The 19,569-nt window shown below is 61.3% G+C and carries 15 protein-coding genes and 2 pseudogenes; 7 read left to right on the top strand and 10 right to left on the bottom strand.

What is annotated here, in order from left to right; translation table 11 throughout:
* Positions 1-83: 83 nt before the first annotated feature.
* Entirely contained in the window at positions 84-476 is a 393-nt protein-coding gene (locus IDM28_RS09890; RefSeq protein WP_150569422.1) for a response regulator, read from the bottom strand.
* On the bottom strand, positions 473-760 hold the full coding sequence (locus IDM28_RS09885; protein WP_150569423.1) for a DUF6555 family protein: 288 nt from the start codon (positions 758-760) through the stop codon (positions 473-475). Before IDM28_RS09885 ends, IDM28_RS09890 begins: the two co-directional genes overlap by 4 nt.
* A 229-nt stretch (positions 761-989) precedes the next feature.
* On the opposite strand from IDM28_RS09885, the gene IDM28_RS09880 reads away from it, so the two are divergent.
* Positions 990-1,682, top strand: coding sequence for a DUF421 domain-containing protein (locus tag IDM28_RS09880; RefSeq protein ID WP_150569424.1), 693 nt, complete (start codon positions 990-992; stop codon positions 1,680-1,682).
* A gap of 22 nt (positions 1,683-1,704) precedes the next feature.
* Here the strand turns inward: IDM28_RS09880 and IDM28_RS09875 are convergent, their stop codons facing one another.
* A complete protein-coding gene (locus tag IDM28_RS09875; RefSeq protein WP_150569425.1) occupies positions 1,705-3,099 on the bottom strand; it encodes an ATP-binding protein in 1,395 nt (464 codons plus the stop codon).
* The gene (locus tag IDM28_RS09870) at positions 3,086-3,856 is read right to left on the bottom strand and encodes a response regulator (RefSeq protein ID WP_150569426.1); all 771 of its coding nucleotides are present in this window, start codon (positions 3,854-3,856) and stop codon (positions 3,086-3,088) included. The genes IDM28_RS09875 and IDM28_RS09870 overlap by 14 nt, the downstream gene beginning before the upstream one ends.
* A gap of 106 nt (positions 3,857-3,962) precedes the next feature.
* Here IDM28_RS09870 and IDM28_RS09865 point away from each other — a divergent pair, with 106 nt between their 5' ends.
* Entirely contained in the window at positions 3,963-6,269 is a 2,307-nt protein-coding gene (locus tag IDM28_RS09865; protein ID WP_188035820.1) for a TonB-dependent siderophore receptor, read from the top strand.
* A gap of 79 nt (positions 6,270-6,348) precedes the next feature.
* On the opposite strand, the gene IDM28_RS09860 is transcribed toward IDM28_RS09865, so the two are convergent.
* The 5 genes and pseudogenes from IDM28_RS09860 to IDM28_RS09845 form a co-directional block, all read right to left on the bottom strand.
* Positions 6,349-6,933 carry a flavin reductase family protein gene (locus IDM28_RS09860; protein WP_188035819.1) on the bottom strand — a complete coding sequence of 195 codons (585 nt, stop codon included), beginning with the start codon at positions 6,931-6,933 and terminating at the stop codon, positions 6,349-6,351.
* Positions 6,934-6,986: 53 nt separating this feature from the next.
* Positions 6,987-7,121, bottom strand: coding sequence for a hypothetical protein (locus IDM28_RS23830; RefSeq protein ID WP_259074005.1), 135 nt, complete (start codon positions 7,119-7,121; stop codon positions 6,987-6,989).
* A 28-nt stretch (positions 7,122-7,149) separates the two neighbouring features.
* Positions 7,150-7,535 (bottom strand): annotated as a pseudogene (locus IDM28_RS09855) (nuclear transport factor 2 family protein).
* 39 nt (positions 7,536-7,574) lie between these two features.
* Positions 7,575-7,927, bottom strand: a pseudogene (locus tag IDM28_RS09850) (TetR family transcriptional regulator).
* Between the two features lie 121 nt (positions 7,928-8,048).
* Positions 8,049-8,336, bottom strand: coding sequence for a hypothetical protein (locus IDM28_RS09845; protein WP_101318908.1), 288 nt, complete (start codon positions 8,334-8,336; stop codon positions 8,049-8,051).
* Positions 8,337-9,081: 745 nt separating this feature from the next.
* Here IDM28_RS09845 and IDM28_RS09840 point away from each other — a divergent pair.
* A complete protein-coding gene (locus IDM28_RS09840) occupies positions 9,082-11,013 on the top strand; it encodes a PAS domain-containing protein (protein WP_188035818.1) in 1,932 nt (643 codons plus the stop codon).
* 282 nt (positions 11,014-11,295) lie between these two features.
* Positions 11,296-15,132 carry a bifunctional nitrate reductase/sulfite reductase flavoprotein subunit alpha gene (locus tag IDM28_RS09835; RefSeq protein ID WP_188035817.1) on the top strand — a complete coding sequence of 1,279 codons (3,837 nt, stop codon included), beginning with the start codon at positions 11,296-11,298 and terminating at the stop codon, positions 15,130-15,132.
* Here the strand turns inward: IDM28_RS09835 and IDM28_RS09830 are convergent.
* Complete coding sequence (locus tag IDM28_RS09830; protein WP_150569431.1) at positions 15,126-16,043, bottom strand: LysR substrate-binding domain-containing protein; 918 nt, start codon at positions 16,041-16,043, stop codon at positions 15,126-15,128. The genes IDM28_RS09835 and IDM28_RS09830 overlap by 7 nt on opposite strands.
* A 115-nt stretch (positions 16,044-16,158) precedes the next feature.
* Between IDM28_RS09830 and IDM28_RS09825 the strand changes: the two genes are divergently transcribed.
* From IDM28_RS09825 to IDM28_RS09815, 3 genes are all read left to right on the top strand, one after another.
* Positions 16,159-17,220: a YeiH family protein gene (locus IDM28_RS09825; protein WP_188036356.1), complete on the top strand. Its 1,062-nt coding sequence runs from the start codon at positions 16,159-16,161 to the stop codon at positions 17,218-17,220.
* 100 nt (positions 17,221-17,320) lie between these two features.
* A complete protein-coding gene (ppnN, locus tag IDM28_RS09820; RefSeq protein ID WP_101318899.1) occupies positions 17,321-18,694 on the top strand; it encodes a nucleotide 5'-monophosphate nucleosidase PpnN in 1,374 nt (457 codons plus the stop codon).
* Between the two features lie 223 nt (positions 18,695-18,917).
* Complete coding sequence (locus tag IDM28_RS09815; RefSeq protein ID WP_103437129.1) at positions 18,918-19,568, top strand: TIGR04211 family SH3 domain-containing protein; 651 nt, start codon at positions 18,918-18,920, stop codon at positions 19,566-19,568.
* Position 19,569: the final 1 nt, after the last annotated feature.

Here is a 19,569-nt window from a genome sequence, read left to right as displayed (position 1 = left end):
TGCCATTGGTCAGTGGCAGAGTCGACAGCGCGAAGACGCGTGCGCAACGCGCCAACATCAAGCTACCGCCGGCTGAGGCGTGGCTAATCGCCGTCGAGCGCGGCGAACACCGCTGCGCTCAACTGTTGGACTGACCACGGTTTCATCAGAAAACGCTGGTCAGCGCCCAGATCGCTACTCCGAAGGGCATGCCCGGAAGTAACCAGAACAGGCGTGGCGGGCCAGCGCTGGCGCACCATCGCCGCCAATTCCAGCCCTTTGATATCTCCCGGCAAGGAGTGGTCGACAATCACCAGCGAGTATTGATCCTGACGCTTGAGCAATGCCATCAGGCCATCCTCGGCGTTGGCGAACGCCGAACATTGCGCCCCCAGTTCGCTGAGGATTGCGCACATCAACTCCTGCAACAGGGGCTCATCCTCGATCACCAGTATCGACTTGCCGGCCAGCACCGCACCTTCGGACGTGAATTTCACCGGGATTCCTCGATCTCGCTGCTCCCTGACGGCTGTTCGAGAGCAGCTGCCGGGCCTGCCCCTGCGAGCCGCCAGCGCACGTTCTCCAACCCGTAGCGTTCAGCCATGGGCCGGCTGACATGTTTTATATTGTGCTGACCGAAGCGCGGGATGAGCGCAATCCCGGCATCACAGCCCGCCCAGTGCCACGCCAAGGCATTGTCCATCCGCTCCAGTCGGATAACGAAGTTGCGCTCGGCGCCGCGAAGTGTGTATTCAACGATGTATAACTTTTGACCCAACATTGTGCAGTCCTCCCCTAAGTATTTAGGACTGCCTGGCAATTCTGAAAATTCACTAATTTACAGTTTCATTTACATTCTCCAGCGTGCGCGGCGCTTTCTTGTACATAATAAATATATTGTACAAATAACAGGCCCAATTCGTTTCATAAGGGCAGCCCTGGCGTTTGATGAACTGCGCCATGCCAGTCGCGGTCAATCCTAGCGAAGACAATCGAAATCGAGGTCATGGATGGAGTCGTTCGAGTTGCAACGCATGCTGCTGGGCGACCTGCCCTGGACGTTTCTGCTGGAAGTCGCCTGCCGTGTACTGGCCGCGTTTCTAGCGGTGTTCTTGTTCCTCAAGTTCAGTGGCCGACGTGGGATCAAGCAACTCTCGCGTTTTGAGTTGGTGGTGATTCTGACCTTGGGTTCCGCTGCGGGTGATGTCACATTTTATGAAGATGTGCCACTACTGCCTGTTGCGCTGGTATTTGTGACACTGCTACTGCTCTATCGGGTAACCATCTACATCATGACGCGTAGTAAAACCTGTGAAGCCTGGATCGATGGTGTACCCATTACCGTAGTGAAAGACGGCATCTATGAAATCCACTCACTGCGCAACTTGAATATCTCGTCCAAAGAATTGTTCATGGAGTTGCGCCAGCAAGGCGTCGAACATCTGGGCCAGGTCAGGCTTGGACTTCTGGAAACGGACGGCGATGTCAGTCTGTACTTCTACACCGCCGAAGAAACCCGGCCCGGCCTGTCGGTTCTGCCTGATGAGCATCGCCCGGAGTACAAGGTACCACCCGGCCCTGGGCTGTACTGCTGTGTAAGCTGCGGCCTGAGCGTATTCCACGACAGCGCCGAACAGCGCTCATGCGCGCGCTGCGGGCATGGCGTGTGGTCACCCGCCCTGACTACCGTGCGCAACCTTTGATGGGCGGGGTGTCGGCCTTGCGTTAGGCGATGAAAATACGCACGCAAAGCCCGCCGCCCTGGCGGTTGCTCAAGAGCAGGCTGCCCTGATGATTTTCTGCGATGCGCTTGGCGATGCTCAGCCCCAGCCCGTAACCGCCGGACTGGCAATTACGCGAGTGATCACCGCGCACGAAGGGCTGAGTGATGACCTGCAGCTGGCTGTCGGCAATGCCCGGGCCGCGGTCGTCGACCTGGATCAGCACGCCCTGCTCGGTCCGTTCCAGTCGCACCTCGACCTGCTGAGCATAACGCAGGGCATTGACCAGTACGTTCTGGATGCAGCGCAGCAACAGCACCTCATTGGCATAGACCGCGCCAGCATGGCCGCTGATGGGCAGGCGCTCTTCAGCACTGCACAGCTCGGCGCAGGCGCTGCGCACCAGCCGGTCGACATCGATGATCTGGCAGGTGTGCTGCTTGGCACTTTCCAGGTAGTCCAGCACCTGGGCGATCATCTGGTCCATCTGCTGGATATTGAGCTTCAGGCGCTGGCTGTCCGGGCTGTCGCCCATGCGCTCTACGCGCAGGCGCATGCGGGTCAAGGGCGTGCGTAAGTCGTGGGATACCGCGGCCAGGAAAAAGCTCTGGTCATTGACCATGGCGATAATCCGCTGCTGCATGGCATTGAACGTATGCGCCGCCTGGCGCACCTCTGAAGGCCCTTCTACCCGCAGCGGCGGTTGCTCCAGGCTCTCGCCCAGCGCCCGCGCAGCGTCGCTCATCCTGCGCAGCGGTTGCAGGCACAACCGCACCGCCAGCCAGCACACGGCGAGCACTGCGAGGATGCGCAGGACGTACACCCTGATTACGTAATCGGCTATCAGCGCCCAGGCCGACTCACCACTCCAGCCCTGCAGCTCTTGGCCGCTGACCTGCAGCCAGTGGCCGTCGGCCAAGGCCACGGCAAAGCGCACATGGGCCATGGCCGTCTGCAAACCGAACAGGCTCGGCCAGGTAACCGGCTGCCCTTGCGGGTCGGTGAGCTCGACACTCAGCACCCGCACCCTCTGCTCACGGCCAAGCTCGTACGCCAGGGCCTGCTCGAGCAACAGACCGGTTCGGCGCAGGCCCTTGTGCCGCTCAGCTGTGCTGGGGGACTGCACGCAGCTGGCCTGATAATGCGCCGGTGCCTGAATGGTCACCACGGGGTCACAGCCGGCCGTGTCCAGCAGCGGCGCAGTGCGGCTGGCGATCAGCCGCACCGGCGCCTCGAGCACTTGGGCAAAGCGCACGTCAAACCAGATGCTGCTCGACAGCAGCTGAATCGCCACCGTGCCGCTGACCATGATCAGGGTCAGCTGGCCAAACAGCGATTTCGGCCAAAGCCGCTGGAGTGATGTGCGCAGGCGTGTGCGCGGGTGTTCAGTGTCGCGCATCTGCAGCGCCGAGGCTCAAAAGGTAGCCCTCGTTACGTACAGTCAGTATCTGCACTTCGCCTTGGGGCGCAGCCTTGAGCAGTTGGCGAAGACGGCTGATGCACATGTCGATGGAGCGATCATCTGCGGTGTAATCGCGACCCATCGCACTGCGCGTCAGATGCTCGCGGGTCAGCACCTGGTCGGGCGCAGCCAGCAGTTCGCGCAGGACCCGGAAGTCCGAGCGCGGCAAGGTGCAGGCCGTACCATCGGCGGCCGTGAGCAGACGTTTGACAGGATCAAGGCGATAGCCGGCAAAGCGCTGTGGCAGATCCGGCCGTTGCTCGGCTGCAGCGTCGGCGCGCGCTGAACGGCGCAGCACGGCCTTGATCCGGGCGAGCAATTCGCGCGGTTCGAACGGCTTGGCCAGGTAATCGTCGGCGCCTACCTCAAGGCCAATGATGCGGTCGAACGCCGTGCCCTTGGCCGACAGCATGATCACGCTCAAGCCAGGTTTGGCCTGGAGTTGCCGGCACAGGCTCAAGCCATCTTCGCCAGGCAGCATCACGTCGAGCACCACCAAGTCCACCGGTTCCCGTGCCAACTGCTGCCACATCTCGCTGCCACTGGCGGCGGCCAGTACCCGATCGCCGCTTTCGCTCAAGTAATCGCAGAGCAGTTCGCGGATCTCGTCATCGTCATCGACCACCAGAAACGTTCTCGCCGACGCAAGCCGGGCGACCTCCGCACGGCCGATAAAACCTTCATTACATTCCATTACATACCCATACAAGCCGCTGATAGAGCGCGCAGAAGCGATGCATAAAATGCTAGCAAAAATCATCTGCGAATACGATGAATTACCAATTGCACAGCAGGGCATCATGACCAGTCATTCCGCGCATACACCGCTTGCGATCGCAAGCAAACACCCACGTCTGTACTGCCGCCGCTCGCCATTGCCCCTGGCAATCGGCCTGGCCCTAGGCAGCCTAAGCCTGCACGCCAACGCCGAGAGGGTCGTCGAACTGGATGCGGTCAACGTCGATGGCCAGATGCCGGTTGAGAACAGCACCGAACAGTTGGGCTATACCGTCAACAGCACCACCAGCTCCACCGGGCTGAAGCTCAAACCCCGCGAGACGCCGCAGTCAGTCACGACGATCACCCAGGCGCAAATGGCGGATCGACAGATCACCAACATCGAGCAGGCGCTGGATACCACGCCCGGCGTCAGCATGAGCAAAATGGAAGTTGGCGGCCGTACCGAGTACCGCGCGCGTGGTTACCCGATCACCAACTGGAAGGCAGACGGCTTGCAGTTCCCCGGCGGCTCGGACTTCAGCGGCGCAGGCACGGCGCTGAACATGGACATGTATGAACGCATCGATATCGTCCGGGGCGCCAACGGCCTGATGGGCGGCACCGGTGACCCATCGGCCACCGTCAACCTGATTCGCAAGCGTCCAGGCAAGGAATTTGGCGGTAGTGCCTACATCACTTACGGCAGCTGGGACAAACGCCGCTTGGGCGCCGACCTGAACCTGCCGGTGACGGAAGACGGCAGGCTGCGCTCGCGGCTGGTGATGACCCAGCAGGATGCCAACTCGTTCCGCGACAATCAGTCCGAGCGTTCGCGCGCGGCACTGGCCAGCTTCGAGTTCGACTTGAGTGATGCCACCACCCTGGGCGCTGGTTACCAGTACGAATACAGCAAGATTGTTGGCGGTGGCTGGGGCGCGAACATTCCGATCTGGTACGGCGACGGCAGCAAGACCAAGCTGCCGCGCAGCAGCAACCTGGTGCCCAGCTGGAGCTTTGGCGAGTACGAAACGCGCACCACCTTCGGCTCGCTGGAGCATCACTTCGACAACGACTGGAGCCTGAACCTGAAGGCGGCGCAGAGCACCACCGACGCGCTCAACCACCGCGGCCTGGCCAAGGTCAACTCGGTCGGCCGCGGCGTATATGGCGGCTACTGGAACCAGGACGGCAGCGGCGCGGTGCTCAACGGCCTGCACAGCTCGACCGACACGACCCAGCAATCGGCGCAGATCGATGTCAGCGGCCCGTTCGAACTGCTTGGTCGCAGCCATCAAGCCATGCTCGGCTACAGCGACAGCCGCACGGTTGCCTGGTCGCCGCAGTACACCTGCAACATGGTCAGCGCCGACCGCACCAGCGCCAACACCCTCGGCTGCCAGTTCCGCGCCAACAACGGCTTCCCGATCAGCAACTGGCATGATGGCGTGGACGACGATTACGCCATCAATGCCTACAAGACCGGCCTGCACAGCAAGACCACCACCCGTCTGCAGGGCATGTACGCGGCGACACGCCTGAGCATTACCGACCCGCTGTCGGTGATTGTCGGCGCCCGCGTCAGCAATTACAGCAGCACTACCCGCAGTACCGCAGGCGTGCGCAGTAACCAGGAAGAAAACGGCATCGTCACGCCGTACCTGGGAGCAGTCTATGACCTCAACGACAATTACTCGCTGTACGCCAGCTACACCGATATTTTCACCCCGCAGAGCGAAGAAAGCGTCAGCGGCAGCAAGATCGAGCCAATTCGTGGCCAAAGCTATGAAAGCGGCATCAAGGGCGAATGGCTGGGAGGCCTGGTCAACGCCCAGGCGGCGTACTTCCTGACCCGTCAGGAAAACAAGGCCGTCACCGACAGCGACAATCTGACGCCAACCGGCGCCCAGGCCTACAAGGCCGGTTCAGGGGTGGAAACCGACGGTATCGATCTGGAAGTTTCGGGTGCCCTTACTCCGGACTGGAACCTTTATGCCGGCTACACCTATCTGCATTTGCGCAGGCTCGATGCGGACGGTCGCAGCGACCCGTCGCACCTGTTCAAGGCCTCGACCACCTATCGCCTGTCTGGCCCACTCGATCGTTTGACCGTCGGAACCGGCGTTACCGCGCAGACCAACATCCGCGCCAACTCCACCCCCGCTGGCCAGCCCAGCAACGGCGTAAGCCGCGCTGCCACGGACGTCAACTGGTCGGGTTATGCGATCTGGAGTGCGATGGCCAAATACGACATCAATGACGATGTCTCGCTGACGCTCAATGCCAACAACCTGTTCGACAAGCATTACTACACCCGCTACGGGTTCTATGCCGGTGCCATCTATGGTGACCCGCGCAGCCTGTCGTTGACGTTGAAGACGGCTTTTTAGGGATAACCCGCTCAGACGCCTTTGGCCATGTCAGCTCACAGACTTCTCGGGGCGCAAAGTGCACGTTTATCGACTGGCTTTATTCAGCCTTGGATTCGACGTCGACGGCCTCACCGATCGCATAGAAGTGGCCGCCAGCGACATAGTGCAGGCTGCGCAAGTTGGGATCAGCAGTCTCGAAGTGCCAGTGCCCGTCACGAAACACCCGCGTATCGGCCCAGGCCGCTACGACCTCGGCAATGAACAGATCGTAGCGATCCTGGTTGTGCGGCTCCGGGATCAGGCGGCAGGCAAGCCAGGCTGAACACCCCGCAACCAATGGCAGATCGTGGCCGGGCACAGCAAACAGCTCGACCGCGCTGCGCGCCAGTTTGTCCGGTTGCTCGAGCAAGCTACGGTGGCCGACCTGGAAGGTAAGCTCAGCCTGCGCTACGGTCGGAATCTGGATCACGAACTGGCCACTCTGCTCGACCAGCTCACGAGTCTTGGCGATTTTATCCAGCACCACCGTCAACTTGGGCGGCGAGAAGTCCAGCGCACACGCCCAGGCCGCAGCCATCACGTTGTCCACGCCAGCATGGCGAGCAGAGACCAGGACCGTCGGGCCGTGGTTGAGCAGCCTGTAGGCTTTTTCCAGCGCGACTGCTGCAATGTGTTCATTCATGGGTACATGCTCCAGCTGTCCGAGCGCATCGACTGCGCGCCCGGAGCATTGATTCAAGCCGAAGGCTGGCTCTCGAAATGTGCCAGCAGGCTGTCATGGCCAGCTACGATCAATTCGCGGATAGCCTCGACCTGCTGGCCTTGCGGGTCCAGCCCGCGATGATCGGAGCTGGCAGACCATTGGATCACAGTCTTGCTCTCGGTGCAGAGAGCAGATTCAGGGCGCTACATGGGTGTGGTAAATCTTGCTGATCACTTTCCATTCACCTTCGACTTTCAGCAGATTGAAAAATCGGTGAAGCAGAAACCGGAAATACCATTGGTATCGATCCGCACGCTGGCGGCAGTACCCACAATATCAACATTGACAATCACACCTTGGGCTTCGGGCGAAGGTCGGAAAGATGGTTTGTCGATGGTGTCGAACAACTCCTGAATGGCGCCCCCGACCAACTTGTTGTTGCCATCAAGCCCAAAAATAGTGGCCTGATCGCTGAAGGCCGGCTGCATGATACGGCTGCCCGCTTGCTTGCCGCCTTCGTTGTATTTGTTCAGCACTGCAACGATGGCGCTATATTCAACGACGAAGTTAGATTTGCTCACGGTTATTCAGTATGAGACGGGTCGAAAGCGCTGAAAAAGTCAGTTCAAGAGGTGTTGGCTGTTTGTCATTGCTACATCAAAAGGCTGTTCCGAATGGGTAACCTTGACCAGCAACGACACCTAGCCAAAGCTGATAAATACCTTCAGCCAGGACCGTTGGCGGCGAAGCCGCGCTGATCGAGCCATCCGCCTGGCCTTGCTCGACCATGCTGGTGATTCTCTGCATGCGTCAGTGAATCGACGCGCCCCAGGTATTCGCTGAAGTATTCCTCGAGCAGCGCCTGACCGAACTCCTCCTTGGAGCGGAAGTAGTGGTAGAACGAGCCTTTCGGCACTCCAGCCGTAGCCAGCAGTTCGCTGAGGCCGACCGCGGTGTAACCTTTTTGGATCATCAGCGACCTGGCGACATCGATGATGTGTTGACGCGTGTCTGATTGGGATTCTTCATAGGGCGCAGACGCTACCAAAAATGGCAGTCTTCGTCAGGGCCCACTGCCGCGCCGCCCTACGCAGCTAGGCGACACGTTTGCCGAGCCGCTGCTCCTTGATCAAATGCCGTGCTCGCCCTACCCCCCAGGCCAATGCGTGCGTCATTGATTCTCCAGGACGAGAATCGTAAGCCTCCTCGTGCAGCGACATTCCGCTCGCGGCATAGATCCCGATGAACAACTGCGTCTGGCCAGTGCGTGCCAAGCGCACCTGAACGTCGATCATGACGCCACTCTCGAGCTTTTCGTCATGACCTCGATGGTGCAGCGCGGGGTCGGCCCAACTCCAGAACACATCACCGCGAATTCGCATGGCATCCTCCTGCGACTTTAATCCTATCGTTACCCAACATAGCGCTTCAGGTTGTCGAATCAACTACATCAGTGCAAACAGGGTAACGTTCTGATAAACGGCAAAAAAACTTATACAAAACGAAGAGTTTTGCATAACGCCGGATATCTAATTGATTCACCGTTGCATGCAGTGCAACTCCCGCATAAATATTTCCAACGCCTTGGGACCGATACCGTCGAAGCTGAGCAACTATTGACTCAGGCGAGCTGCATCCACTTTGACGTTAAGGTCCAAATAGTTAACCATTGCCCACGACCAGCGCGTGATACGCCGCAAGTGCCACCGACTAACGAATCCGTTTACCAACGAGGAAGCTCGCCAGCAGCCACTTGTACAAGCCGGCATAGTCGTGGCTCAGATCGATGCCCAGGCTTGCGGAGCCGACCTCCATCACTCCTCGCCGCTGACAGCACTTTGAACCGGCCGAATTTGCCATCGTCCAGTTCCGTTGCCTGCCAGGTTCAGCGACACAACAATTGCGGTACAGGGCGCGAATGCCTCAGTCCAGGGCATGCCGCATATCGCACCATGACCATTCGCACTGAACTCCACGAGCAAGCATGGCCTCTCCTGCGTAATCACGCGTGATCCGACCGGGTCTGCATGGCAACTTTCAGCTCAGGGACAGCTCATGGAACATCGACCAACACTTCGAACTGAACGCGCCGGGCCGCCGCTGTCCGCGACAGGTAGCAGTAGCACCGTGCATGACAGCGAGTTGCGCTTCCGCGCACAGGTCAGTGCCAGCAGTACCACCCTCTACCGCATGAGTCCCGACTGGACTCAGATGCATGAGTTGACCGGCCAGGGCTTTCTCGAAGAGACCGCTCAGCCATGCCAGGGCTGGATCGAGAAATACATTCCAGACGCAGACCGCACCCAGGTGTTGGCGGCGGTCGAGCAAGCGATCCGCACCCAATCCGTGTTCGAACTGGAGCATCGAGTGTTACTCGCCGACGGCAGTTTTGGATGGACCCACTCCAGAGCGGTGCCTATTTTTGACCAGTCCGGCGAGCTCATCGAGTGGTTTGGTGCAGCCAGCGACCTGACCGAGCGCCACCGCAGCCAGGCACGGCTCGATGAGAGCGAAGCGGCCTTCGAGCTTCTGGCCAACACCATGCCGCAGCTGGCGTGGGTATGCGATGCCCTAGGCAGTGTGGTGTTCGTCAACAACCGCTGGCAGGAATATTTCGGCGCGGCGGTCGATGGTGCGGGTAACGGGCTGATGACGCATGCTGGTGTTCACCCTGAGGACGTTGGCAAAACAGTGCAAGATTTCGCACTGGCCCGGGCGAGCGGGCAGGACTTCACGACCGAACATCGCCTCTGCGGGCAAAACGGCACCTACCGCTGGTTCATGGTCCGCGCTACGCCCTATCGAGAGCCGCATTCAGGGCAGATCCTGCGCTGGTACGGCACTTCCATCGACGTGCATGACCGGCATGACGCAGAAGACCAACTGCGTAACTTCAACGAACAGCTGGAAGTTGAGGTGCAAGCGCGCTCACGCGACCTGCTCGCCGCCGAGGCGCAACTGCGGCAAATGCAGAAGCTTGAAGCCATCGGCCAGCTCACCGGTGGCGTGGCCCATGACTTCAACAACATTCTAACCATCATCCGCAACGCAGCAGAGTTGCTGCGGCGCAATCCCGGCGCGGGCGACAAGCAACACCGTTTCATCGACCTGATCCTGGAAACTGCTGACCGAGCGACCAAACTCACCGGGCAACTGCTGGCCTTCGCCCGCCGCCAGACATTGAAGCCAGAAACCTTTCTGGCGGCGCAGCGCGTGCAGCAAATTGCCGAGATGCTGCGCAGCATGGTCGGGGCGAACATTCGTATCGAGCTGTCACTTCCAGAGCAGGACCACTACGTCAACACCGATCCAAATCAATTCGAGACGGCGCTGGTCAATCTGGTAATCAATGCCCGCGATGCAATGCAGGGCGCGGGCGACATAACGCTGGCAGTGAGTGCCGCACCTGCGCTTTCTTCGCCAGCCAGTGCGCCGACTGTGATCATCAGCGTTACTGACCAAGGGCATGGCATCGATGCGGCCAACCTTGAACGGGTGTTCGAACCCTTCTTCACCACCAAAGCCGTCGGCAAGGGCACTGGCCTGGGGCTGTCCCAGGTGTATGGTTTCGTCAATCAGTCCGGTGGCCAGGTCAGCGTCGAGAGCGAGCTGGGAACGGGCACGACGATGAGGATCGCGCTGCCCGCAGCAACCCCGCCTCCCCCTTCGCAACAAGAGATTGCAGTGCCATTGGCAGTAAACGACGCTCAGGTGCTGCTGGTGGAAGACAACGCACAGGTTGGCGAAATTACCGTCAGCCTGCTCCAGGAACTTGGCTACAAGACCCAGTTGGTGAGCAGCGCAGCAGCCGCTATCGAGCTGCTGCAAGGCCGACACCTGCCAGTTGACGTGGTGCTCTCCGACGTAGTGATGCCGGGCATGACCGGGCTGGAACTGGCTGATGTGATCAGCGAGCGCTGGCCGGGATTGCCGGTGGTGCTTGCCAGTGGTTACAGCAGCGCCCTTTCCCAGGGTTCCCAGCGCCACCCTCAGCTACTGAAAAAACCTTACGCGATCGACGACCTGCTCAAGGCCCTGAACCACGCGTTGCAGCGCTGAACGAGCCATGCCAGCGCTGTGCGCTGAACTGGTGCGCCCTGCCCTCCCGTGCAAATTCTGAGTGCAACGTAAGTGAACAGCGTCCAATAGAGTTACTCGCCAGCGCGAGTCGGGCGGGTGCTGGGCGAGTTATGGCCCGCTGTTTGCTAGTTCACCTGCGCAGTCAACGAAGACTGCACCTAATACGACAAAGGCGCCGTGTAGACCCCGTTTCGACGGGAGGTCTCATGGCGCCTTTTTTGTTTCTGGGCCGCTGCGGCGGGCAGAGATCAAGGGGCGAAGATGACAAGCAAAACTGTACGCAGCGTGTGTCCCTACTGTGGCGTGGGCTGCGGCATCGTCATGCAGGTCGAGCACAACCGCGTGGTCAAGGTCAGCGGCGACAAGGCGCACCCGAGCAACTTCGGCAGGCTCTGCACCAAGGGCACCACCTGTGGCCAGGCCATCGCTGATTCTGGCCGGATGGAAAACGCCTACCTGCGCCAGCAGCGCAATCAGGACCCGGTGCGGATCGCGATGGACACCGCCATCAGCGAGACCGCCCGGCGCCTGCGCGCCATCCTTGAACAGCACGGCCCCGATGCACTGGCGTTCTATGTCTCCGGGCAGATGTCGCTGGAGGCGCAGTATCTGGTCAACAAGCTGGCCAAGGGTTTTGTCCGCACCAGCAACCTGGAGTCCAACTCGCGCCTGTGCATGGCCAGCGCCGGCAGCGGCTACAAGTTATCGCTTGGCGCGGACGGGCCGCCGGGCTCGTATCAGGACTTCGACAAGGCCGAGCTGTTTTTCGTGATCGGCGCCAACATGGCTGACTGCCATCCGATTCTGTTCCTGCGCATGATGGATCGGGTCAAGGCCGGAGCCAGGCTGATCGTCGTCGACCCTCGCCGCACTGCCACGGCAGACAAAGCCGGGTTGTTTTTACAAATCAAGCCCGGCACCGACCTGGCCCTGCTCAACGGCCTGCTGCACCTGCTGGTGAAAAACGGCCACACCGATCCGGCGTTCATCGCGGCGTTCACCGCGGGCTGGGAGGCCATGCCGGCGTTTCTCGAAGACTACCCGCCAGACCAGGTCGCGCGCATCACGGGTATCCCTGAGGCCGACCTTCATCAGGCTGCAGCCTGGATCGGTGAAGCCGGCGAATGGATGAGCTGCTGGACCATGGGTCTCAACCAGAGCACCCACGGCACCTGGAACACCAACGCGCTGTGCAACCTGCATCTGGCCACCGGCGCCATCTGCCGCCCGGGCAGCGGGCCGTTCTCCCTGACCGGGCAACCGAATGCCATGGGGGGGCGCGAGATGGGTTACATGGGCCCCGGCCTGCCCGGCCAACGCTCGGTGCTGGTCGAGGCCGACCGGCAGTTCATCGAAGACCTGTGGGCGATCCCGCGCGGCAGCCTGCGGCAGGACGTAGGCGGCGGCACTGTGGCGATGTTCGAGCAGATGCGCAGCGGCCTGATCAAGGCCTGCTGGATCATCTGCACCAACCCGGTGGCATCGGTGCCCAACCGCCAGCAGGTCATCGACGGCTTGCAACAGGCTGAGCTGGTGATCACTCAGGACGCCTTCCTCGACACCGAGACCAATCGCTACGCCGATATCCTCCTTCCCGGCGCGCTATGGGCTGAGGCTGAAGGGGTAATGATCAACTCCGAACGCAACCTGACCCTGATGCAGCAAGCCGTGCAGGCACCCGGTGAAACCCTGCCCGACTGGCAGATCATTGCCAGGGTGGCCTGCGAGATGGGTTTTGCCAATGCCTTTAGCTACAGCAGCGCAGCCGAGATATTTGAAGAGATCAAGCGCGCCTGGAATCCCAAGACCGGCTATGACATTCGCGGGGCGACCTACGCCCGTCTACGCGAACAGCCGCTGCAGTGGCCGTGCGCTGTGGACCCTGGCCAGACGCGCAATCCGATCCGCTACCTCAACGACGGCGTCAGCCAGTCGCTTGCACTGGCAGAAGACGGCAGCCGACCTGCCATCGTCTTCCCGACCGAGCATGGCAAGGGCGTGTTTCTGCCGCGCCCGCATTTGCCACCCGCTGAAATGCCCGACCAACACTTCCCATTGCTGCTCAACACCGGACGCGTGCAGCACCAATGGCACACCCTGACCAAGACCGGCAAGGTGGCCACGCTGAACAAGCTCAATCCTGGGCCGTTTATCGAGATCCACCCGCAGGATGCAGCCATGCTTGGCATCAAGGCCAGAGACGCCGTGGAAATACGCTCGCGACGCGGTCGCGCCGTATTGCCAGCGGTGATCACCGAACGGGTCCTGCCGGGTAATTGCTTTGCACCTTTTCACTGGAACGATGTGTTTGGCGACAACCTGGCGATCAATGCCGTGACCAACGACGCTGTCGACCCGATTTCGCTGCAACCCGAATTCAAGTGCTGTGCGATTGCGCTGCAACGGGTCGAGCTGATCGACCACCAATGGCTGGATACGGCGAGCGCTCCCGCACTCACCGCCAGCCCTGCTCACGAAGACCTCGCCATGGGGGCCGAGGAAGACGCTGCCTTGCCAGGCCACGTGACGCTGCTGTGGGCTTCGCAGACCGGCAATGCCGAAGCCCTGGCTGAGCGCTACGCCAAGCGCTTGCGCGACGCAGGGGTCAGCGTGCAGCTGTGTGCGATGGCGGACTTTCCCGCGAGCAAGCTGGCCAGCACGCAGACCCTGGCCTTGATCAGCAGTACCTTCGGTGACGGTGACCCACCCGACAACGGCGAGCGCTTCTGGAGCGCATTGAATGCGCAGCAGATGCAGCTTGAGTCACTGCGCTATGCCGTGCTGGCGCTGGGTGACGCCAGTTATGAGCAGTTCTGTAACCACGGCAAGAGACTCGATCATCGCCTGCAAGCCTTGGGCGCGACCCGCCTGATTGAGCGAGTCGACTGCGATAGCGACTACGAGGTGCAGGCCGAGCACTGGCTGGCGCAGTTGCAGCAGGCACTCGATCTTGCGCCGACAGCGCTGATTGAGGACCCAGCAACCAGCGCGACGCCGAGCAAAGCCAAGCCTTATGCCTCACGCCTGTTGAGCAATGTTCGCTTGAATCAGCCGGGTGCGAGCAAGGATACCCGCTTGTTTTCCTTCGCCCTGGAAGATTCAGGCCTGGCCTATGAGGCGGGAGACGCACTGGGCGTGTGGCCACGCAACTGCCCGGAACTTGTCGGCGAAGTGCTCGAACTGACCGGCCTGGCTGCGGACACGCCGGTCAGCCTCGACAAGCTTGGTGACGTTCCGTTAGGCCAGGCACTGAGCGAACACTTCGAAATCGCCCGCCCCAGCCGCGAAGCGCTGGCATTGATCGCCGAACGCAGCGGTAACCCGGAACTCAAGCAGTTGCTCAGCAGCGAGCGCAAAGCGCAGCTGAATGAGTGGCTGTGGGGCCGCCAGCTGGCAGACGTGCTCCATGCCTACCCGATCGACTGCGGCGCCAGCGAGTTGCTTGGCACACTCAAACGCCTGCAACCGCGCCTGTACTCGATCGCCTCCAGCCCCAAGGCCAATCCCCGTGCAGTCGATCTCACGGTTGCAGCCGTGCGCTACGGCAAGCGCAAGGGCGTGTCTTCGACCTTTCTTGCCGACCGCGCAGAACACGCCGAGGTGCCGGTTTTCCTCCAGCAATCGAAGCACTTTCGCCCACCGGCCGATGGCTCGCTGCCGATGATCATGATCGGCCCGGGCACTGGCGTGGCGCCATTCCGGGGCTTTTTGCAGGAGCGCCAGGCGCGGGGTGATCCAGGCCGCAACTGGTTGTTCTTCGGCGAGCAGCACGCGGCCAGTGATTTTTATTACCGCGAAGAGCTGCAAGCCATGCAGCGCGATGGCCTGCTCACCCATTTGAGCCTGGCATTTTCCCGCGACCAGGCGCAGAAAATCTATGTTCAGGACCGCATTCTGGAGCAAGGCGCCGAGCTCTGGCGCTGGCTGCAAGAAGGCGCGCAGTTGTATATCTGTGGCGATGCCAGCCGCATGGCCAAGGACGTCGATTATGCCCTGCGCCAGGTTGCGCAATGTCATGGTGGCCTGGAATCCGACGCTGCCGCTGATTACTGGCGCCAGTTGAGCGAGCAAAGACGCTACCTGCGCGATGTCTACTGATCCGCCGGCCCCACGCCCTGCCCCGGCTCGCAAGCGGGCGCAGTGCAGAGCTCAAGAAACCGCGCCGCCACCCGCGACGGCGTGTCGGCATGCGGCATCAGGATCGAGAAGCGCCGGGTCAACGCTTCCGGGGCAACCCGCAGGCGCCGCAGCGCTGCGTCCTCATGGCGCATCGACATCGACGAGACAAAACCGACGCCCATCCCTGCCCGCACTGCTTCCTTGACCCCTTCCACACCGGCAATCTCCAGGCCCACCCGCATCGCCACCCCGCTGCGAGCAAATGCTCGCTCGACCAACTGGCGTACGCCCGAACCGCTTTCGCGCAGAACCAGTGGATAGGCGCCCAACGCTTGCAGGGTCTGCCCGTGCTCAACTGCGGCAAGCAGGTGTTGGCTGGGCACGATGGCAACAATTTCGTCCTCGCGCCACGGTGTAACCCCTGTGCCTGCCGGCAAGTCGGGGCCGGGCGGACCTTCGATCAGGGCTATATCCAACGATCCCAGGGCGGCGACGATGTCAGCCGTGTTGCCATTGATGGTCGTCACCAGCACTTGGGGGTAGCGCTGGCGAAAATCGGCAATCAGGTACGGCAGCAGATAGCTCGCTGGGGTCGTGCTGGCGCCGATGCGCAAGGTGCCGCGTTCCAGCCCGCGCAGCGCGTCCTTCAGCGCTTTGGCCTGGACGAAGGTATCGCGCAGCCGTTTCGCGTGGCCGAGCAATTGCTCGCCCGCTGCAGTCAAGCGCACGCCACGGCCGGCACGCTGATAAAGCGGCTCGCCGAATTCTTCTTGCAGCAGCTTTAACTGCCCGGATACGGCAGGCTGCGACAGGTGCAGGGCCAGCGCCGCGTGGCTGATGTTGCCGTGTTCAGCAACGGTAGCGAAAGTTATAAGCTGTTCAGGGGTCATCTGCACAAAGTATCAGCTAGACGGATATTTTCCATCCTGAATCACGATTTTTTATAAGCTTATAACTGAATTAACGTGGACCTATCAAAACGCTACCTCGACCGGAGGACGCATGATGGCTACGGCTCCCGTTACACACTCGCATACGCCTACTCACGACATCCGTGGGCGGCTCAACGGTATCTTGTTTGTCGCCCTGTTCGCCCTGGCAGTGACGCAATTGGCAGCACTGCCCGCCTTTGCCCGCCTGGGCATCAGCCCGCTGATTGTCGGCATCCTTGCCGGCGCGTTGTACGGCAACTTGCTGCGCCAGGGCATACCCGCCGGCTGGGCCAGCGGTATCAACTTCAGTGCACGCAATCTGCTACGCATCGCCGTGGCCTTGTTCGGCCTGCGGGTCAGTCTGCAGGAGATCGCCCAGGTCGGCTGGTCAGGCCTGACCGTGTCGCTGGCAATCGTGGTGAGCACCTTGCTGCTCGGCCTGTGGGTCGGCATCAAGTTATTCAAGCTGGACCGCGACACCGCTCTGCTGACCGCCGCCGGCAGCGCCATCTGCGGTGCAGCCGCAGTGCTGGCGTTTGAATCGGCCTTGCGCTCGCAGCCGCACAAGAGCGCCATGGCGGTTGGCAGCGTGGTGCTGTTCGGCACGCTGTCGATGCTGCTCTACCCAGTGCTGGTCAACAGCGGCTGGCTGGGCCTGGACACGCTCGGCGTTGGCGTGTTTTTCGGCGGCACCCTGCATGAGGTCGCCCAGGTGGTCGGCGCAGCGAGCAACGTCAGCCCGGAAGTCACGCATATCGCCACCATCGTCAAGATGACCCGGGTCATGCTGCTGGTGCCGGTGTTGCTGGTGGTGGGCCTGTGGATCAGCCGTTCGCGCCAGGCTGGTCAGGCGCAGGGCAACGGCAGGATCAACGTGCCGTGGTTTGCCTTTGGCTTCCTCGCACTGGTGCTGGTCAACTCGCTGCAGGTGCTGCCCGCTGGCATGGTGAGCGCGGTCAATCAGTTCGATACCTTCGCCTTGACCATGGCCATGACCGCCTTGGGCATGGAGACCAAATTCAGCCAGATTCGCCAGGCCGGCCCAAGGGCGCTGGCAACCGGGGCGATTCTCAACCTGTGGCTGGTATTCGGCGGCCTGGGCATCACCTTGGCCGTGCAACGGCTGTTCGGCTGAGCAGCGAACGAGGGATTTTCAACAGCCCCCTCGTTGCGGCGCACATTTGTCGGTATGGTGGTGTCCAAGTAGGAGTTTTACATGCACAGGAAAGACTTAGATGCCCCAACGCAATGTAATCAATGCATCCGTCAGCCCCAAAGGCAGCCTCGAAACGCTGTCGCAACGTGAAGTTCAGCAACTGAGCGAAGCCGGTAGCGGCAGCCTTTACACCCTGTTCCGTCAATGCGCCCTGGCGATCCTCAACACCGGCGCCCATGTCGACAACGCCAAGACCATTCTCGAAGCCTACAAGGACTTCGAAGTACGCATCCATCAGCAGGACCGCGGCGTACGCCTCGAACTGCTGAACGCCCCGGCCGATGCCTTCGTCGATGGCGAGATGATCGCCAGCACCCGCGAGATGCTGTTCAGCGCCCTGCGCGACATCGTCTACACCGAGAGCGAACTGGCCAGCCAGCGCATCGACCTGGAAAGCTCCCAGGGCATCACCGATTACGTCTTCCACTTGCTGCGCAACGCGCGCACCTTGCGCCCGGGCGTCGAGCCGAAGATGGTCGTGTGCTGGGGCGGCCACTCGATCAGCAGCGAGGAATACCAGTACACCAAGAAGGTCGGCCACGAGCTGGGCCTGCGCAAGCTGGATATCTGCACCGGCTGCGGCCCGGGCGTAATGAAGGGGCCGATGAAGGGCGCCACCATCGCCCACGCCAAACAGCGTATGCACGGCAGCCGCTATCTCGGCCTGACCGAGCCGGGCATCATCGCCGCCGAGGCGCCGAACCCGATCGTCAACGAGCTGGTGATCCTGCCCGACATCGAGAAGCGCCTGGAAGCCTTCGTCCGGGTTGGTCACGGCATCATCATCTTCCCAGGTGGCGCCGGCACGGCCGAAGAGTTCCTGTACCTGCTCGGCATTCTAATGCACCCGGACAACGAAGGCCTGCCGTTCCCGGTGGTGCTGACCGGGCCGCGCAGCGCCGAAGCTTATCTGCAGCAGTTGCATGCGTTTGTCGGCGCCACCCTGGGTGAAGCGGCGCAAGCGCATTACCAGATCATCATCGATGATCCGGCTGAGGTTGCGCGGCAGATGGTCGAGGGGCTCAAGGCGGTCAAGCAGTTCCGCCGCGAGCGCAACGATGCCTTCCACTTCAACTGGCTGCTGAAGATTGAAGAGGGCTTCCAGCGCCCGTTCGACCCGACCCACGCCAATATGGCCAACCTTGAACTGCGCCGCGATCTGCCGCCGCACGAACTGGCGGCCAACCTGCGCCGAGCGTTTTCCGGGATTGTCGCGGGCAACGTCAAGGACAATGGCATCCGCCTGATCGAGCAACACGGCCCGTATCAGATCCGCGGTGACAGCGCTGTGCTCGACCCGCTGGGACGCTTGCTGCAGGCCTTCGTTGACCAGCACCGGATGAAGCTACCTGGCGGCGCAGCCTATGTGCCGTGCTACCAGGTCGTGACCTGAAAGCGTGATTGAACGAGCTGGCTCGATGGCATTTTCATGCAATCGGGCCAGTACGCCTGCCATCATCAGCCCTGAACAATTCCGCAACACTTAGCTGACATTTCCCACGCCAGGTGGTGAACCTGCTGACAAAAAAACGGTCTTTGGCTGACGGTCAAGTCACCGACCCGTTCATCGGCCCAGTCATCGGGCCTACTTTTGTCCAGTAGCAGCGAAGATCATCATGCCCGATTCCCGCCCCGCCCTACCCGTCCGTCCTGCCCTGCGTGGCAGCCTGCTCGCTTGCCTGATCGCCCTCGCCGCGCCGGTTCAGGCCGAACAGCCGAGTAGCGATGCGCGCTGGGTCAGTGACAGCCTGAGCACCTATGTGCGCAGCGGCCCGACCAATGGCCACCGCATCGTTGGCAGCCTCAAGGCTGGCGAGAAGGTCAGCCTGGTCGACACCCAGGGCAACTACAGCCAGATCCGCGGCCAGAACGGCGACCTGGTATGGATCCTCAACAGCGACCTGCAGGCAGTACCGGGTCAGGCCGAACGCCTGCCAGAGCTGGACGGTAAGGTCACGCAACTGTCCGAGCAGCTGAAAACCATCGACGACAGCTGGAAGGCCCGCGTGCAGGGCATGCAGGAGACCCTCGACTCGCGCAAGACGCTGGCTGACGAACTGGAAGTGCGCAACAAAGACCTGACCCAGCAACTCGACCAAGCCCAGTCCGCCCTGCGCGATGCCCAGGCGCAACTGGGGGACGAGAACAAGCAGGTGATGATGCGCTATATGGTTTACGGCGGCAGCATTGCCGGTGCCGGCCTGTTGTTGGGGCTGATCCTGCCGGCACTGACCCGCGGTCGCAAACGCAACGACCGCTGGTTCTGAG

Origin of the sequence: Pseudomonas sp. EZ-C24, assembly GCF_014525325.1 — a bacterium.
Lineage (GTDB): Bacteria > Pseudomonadota > Gammaproteobacteria > Pseudomonadales > Pseudomonadaceae > Aquipseudomonas > Aquipseudomonas shirazensis.
The sequence above is the reverse complement of the archived record's forward strand: the minus strand, read 5'-3'. Positions and strand labels throughout refer to the sequence as shown.

Excerpts from the sequence above, each read along its gene's own strand:
- IDM28_RS09885 (WP_150569423.1), bottom strand. The coding sequence starts at position 760 with ATGTTGGGTCAAAAGTTATACATCGTTGAATACACACTTCGCGGCGCC.
- IDM28_RS09880 (WP_150569424.1), top strand. The coding sequence starts at position 990 with ATGGAGTCGTTCGAGTTGCAACGCATGCTGCTGGGCGACCTGCCCTGG.
- IDM28_RS09875 (WP_150569425.1), bottom strand. The coding sequence starts at position 3,099 with ATGCGCGACACTGAACACCCGCGCACACGCCTGCGCACATCACTCCAG.
- IDM28_RS09870 (WP_150569426.1), bottom strand. The coding sequence starts at position 3,856 with ATGGAATGTAATGAAGGTTTTATCGGCCGTGCGGAGGTCGCCCGGCTT.
- IDM28_RS09865 (WP_188035820.1), top strand. The coding sequence starts at position 3,963 with ATGACCAGTCATTCCGCGCATACACCGCTTGCGATCGCAAGCAAACAC.
- IDM28_RS09860 (WP_188035819.1), bottom strand. The coding sequence starts at position 6,933 with ATGAATGAACACATTGCAGCAGTCGCGCTGGAAAAAGCCTACAGGCTG.
- IDM28_RS09845 (WP_101318908.1), bottom strand. The coding sequence starts at position 8,336 with ATGCGAATTCGCGGTGATGTGTTCTGGAGTTGGGCCGACCCCGCGCTG.
- IDM28_RS09835 (WP_188035817.1), top strand. The coding sequence starts at position 11,296 with ATGACAAGCAAAACTGTACGCAGCGTGTGTCCCTACTGTGGCGTGGGC.
- IDM28_RS09830 (WP_150569431.1), bottom strand. The coding sequence starts at position 16,043 with ATGACCCCTGAACAGCTTATAACTTTCGCTACCGTTGCTGAACACGGC.
- IDM28_RS09825 (WP_188036356.1), top strand. The coding sequence starts at position 16,159 with ATGGCTACGGCTCCCGTTACACACTCGCATACGCCTACTCACGACATC.
- ppnN (WP_101318899.1), top strand. The coding sequence starts at position 17,321 with ATGCCCCAACGCAATGTAATCAATGCATCCGTCAGCCCCAAAGGCAGC.
- IDM28_RS09815 (WP_103437129.1), top strand. The coding sequence starts at position 18,918 with ATGCCCGATTCCCGCCCCGCCCTACCCGTCCGTCCTGCCCTGCGTGGC.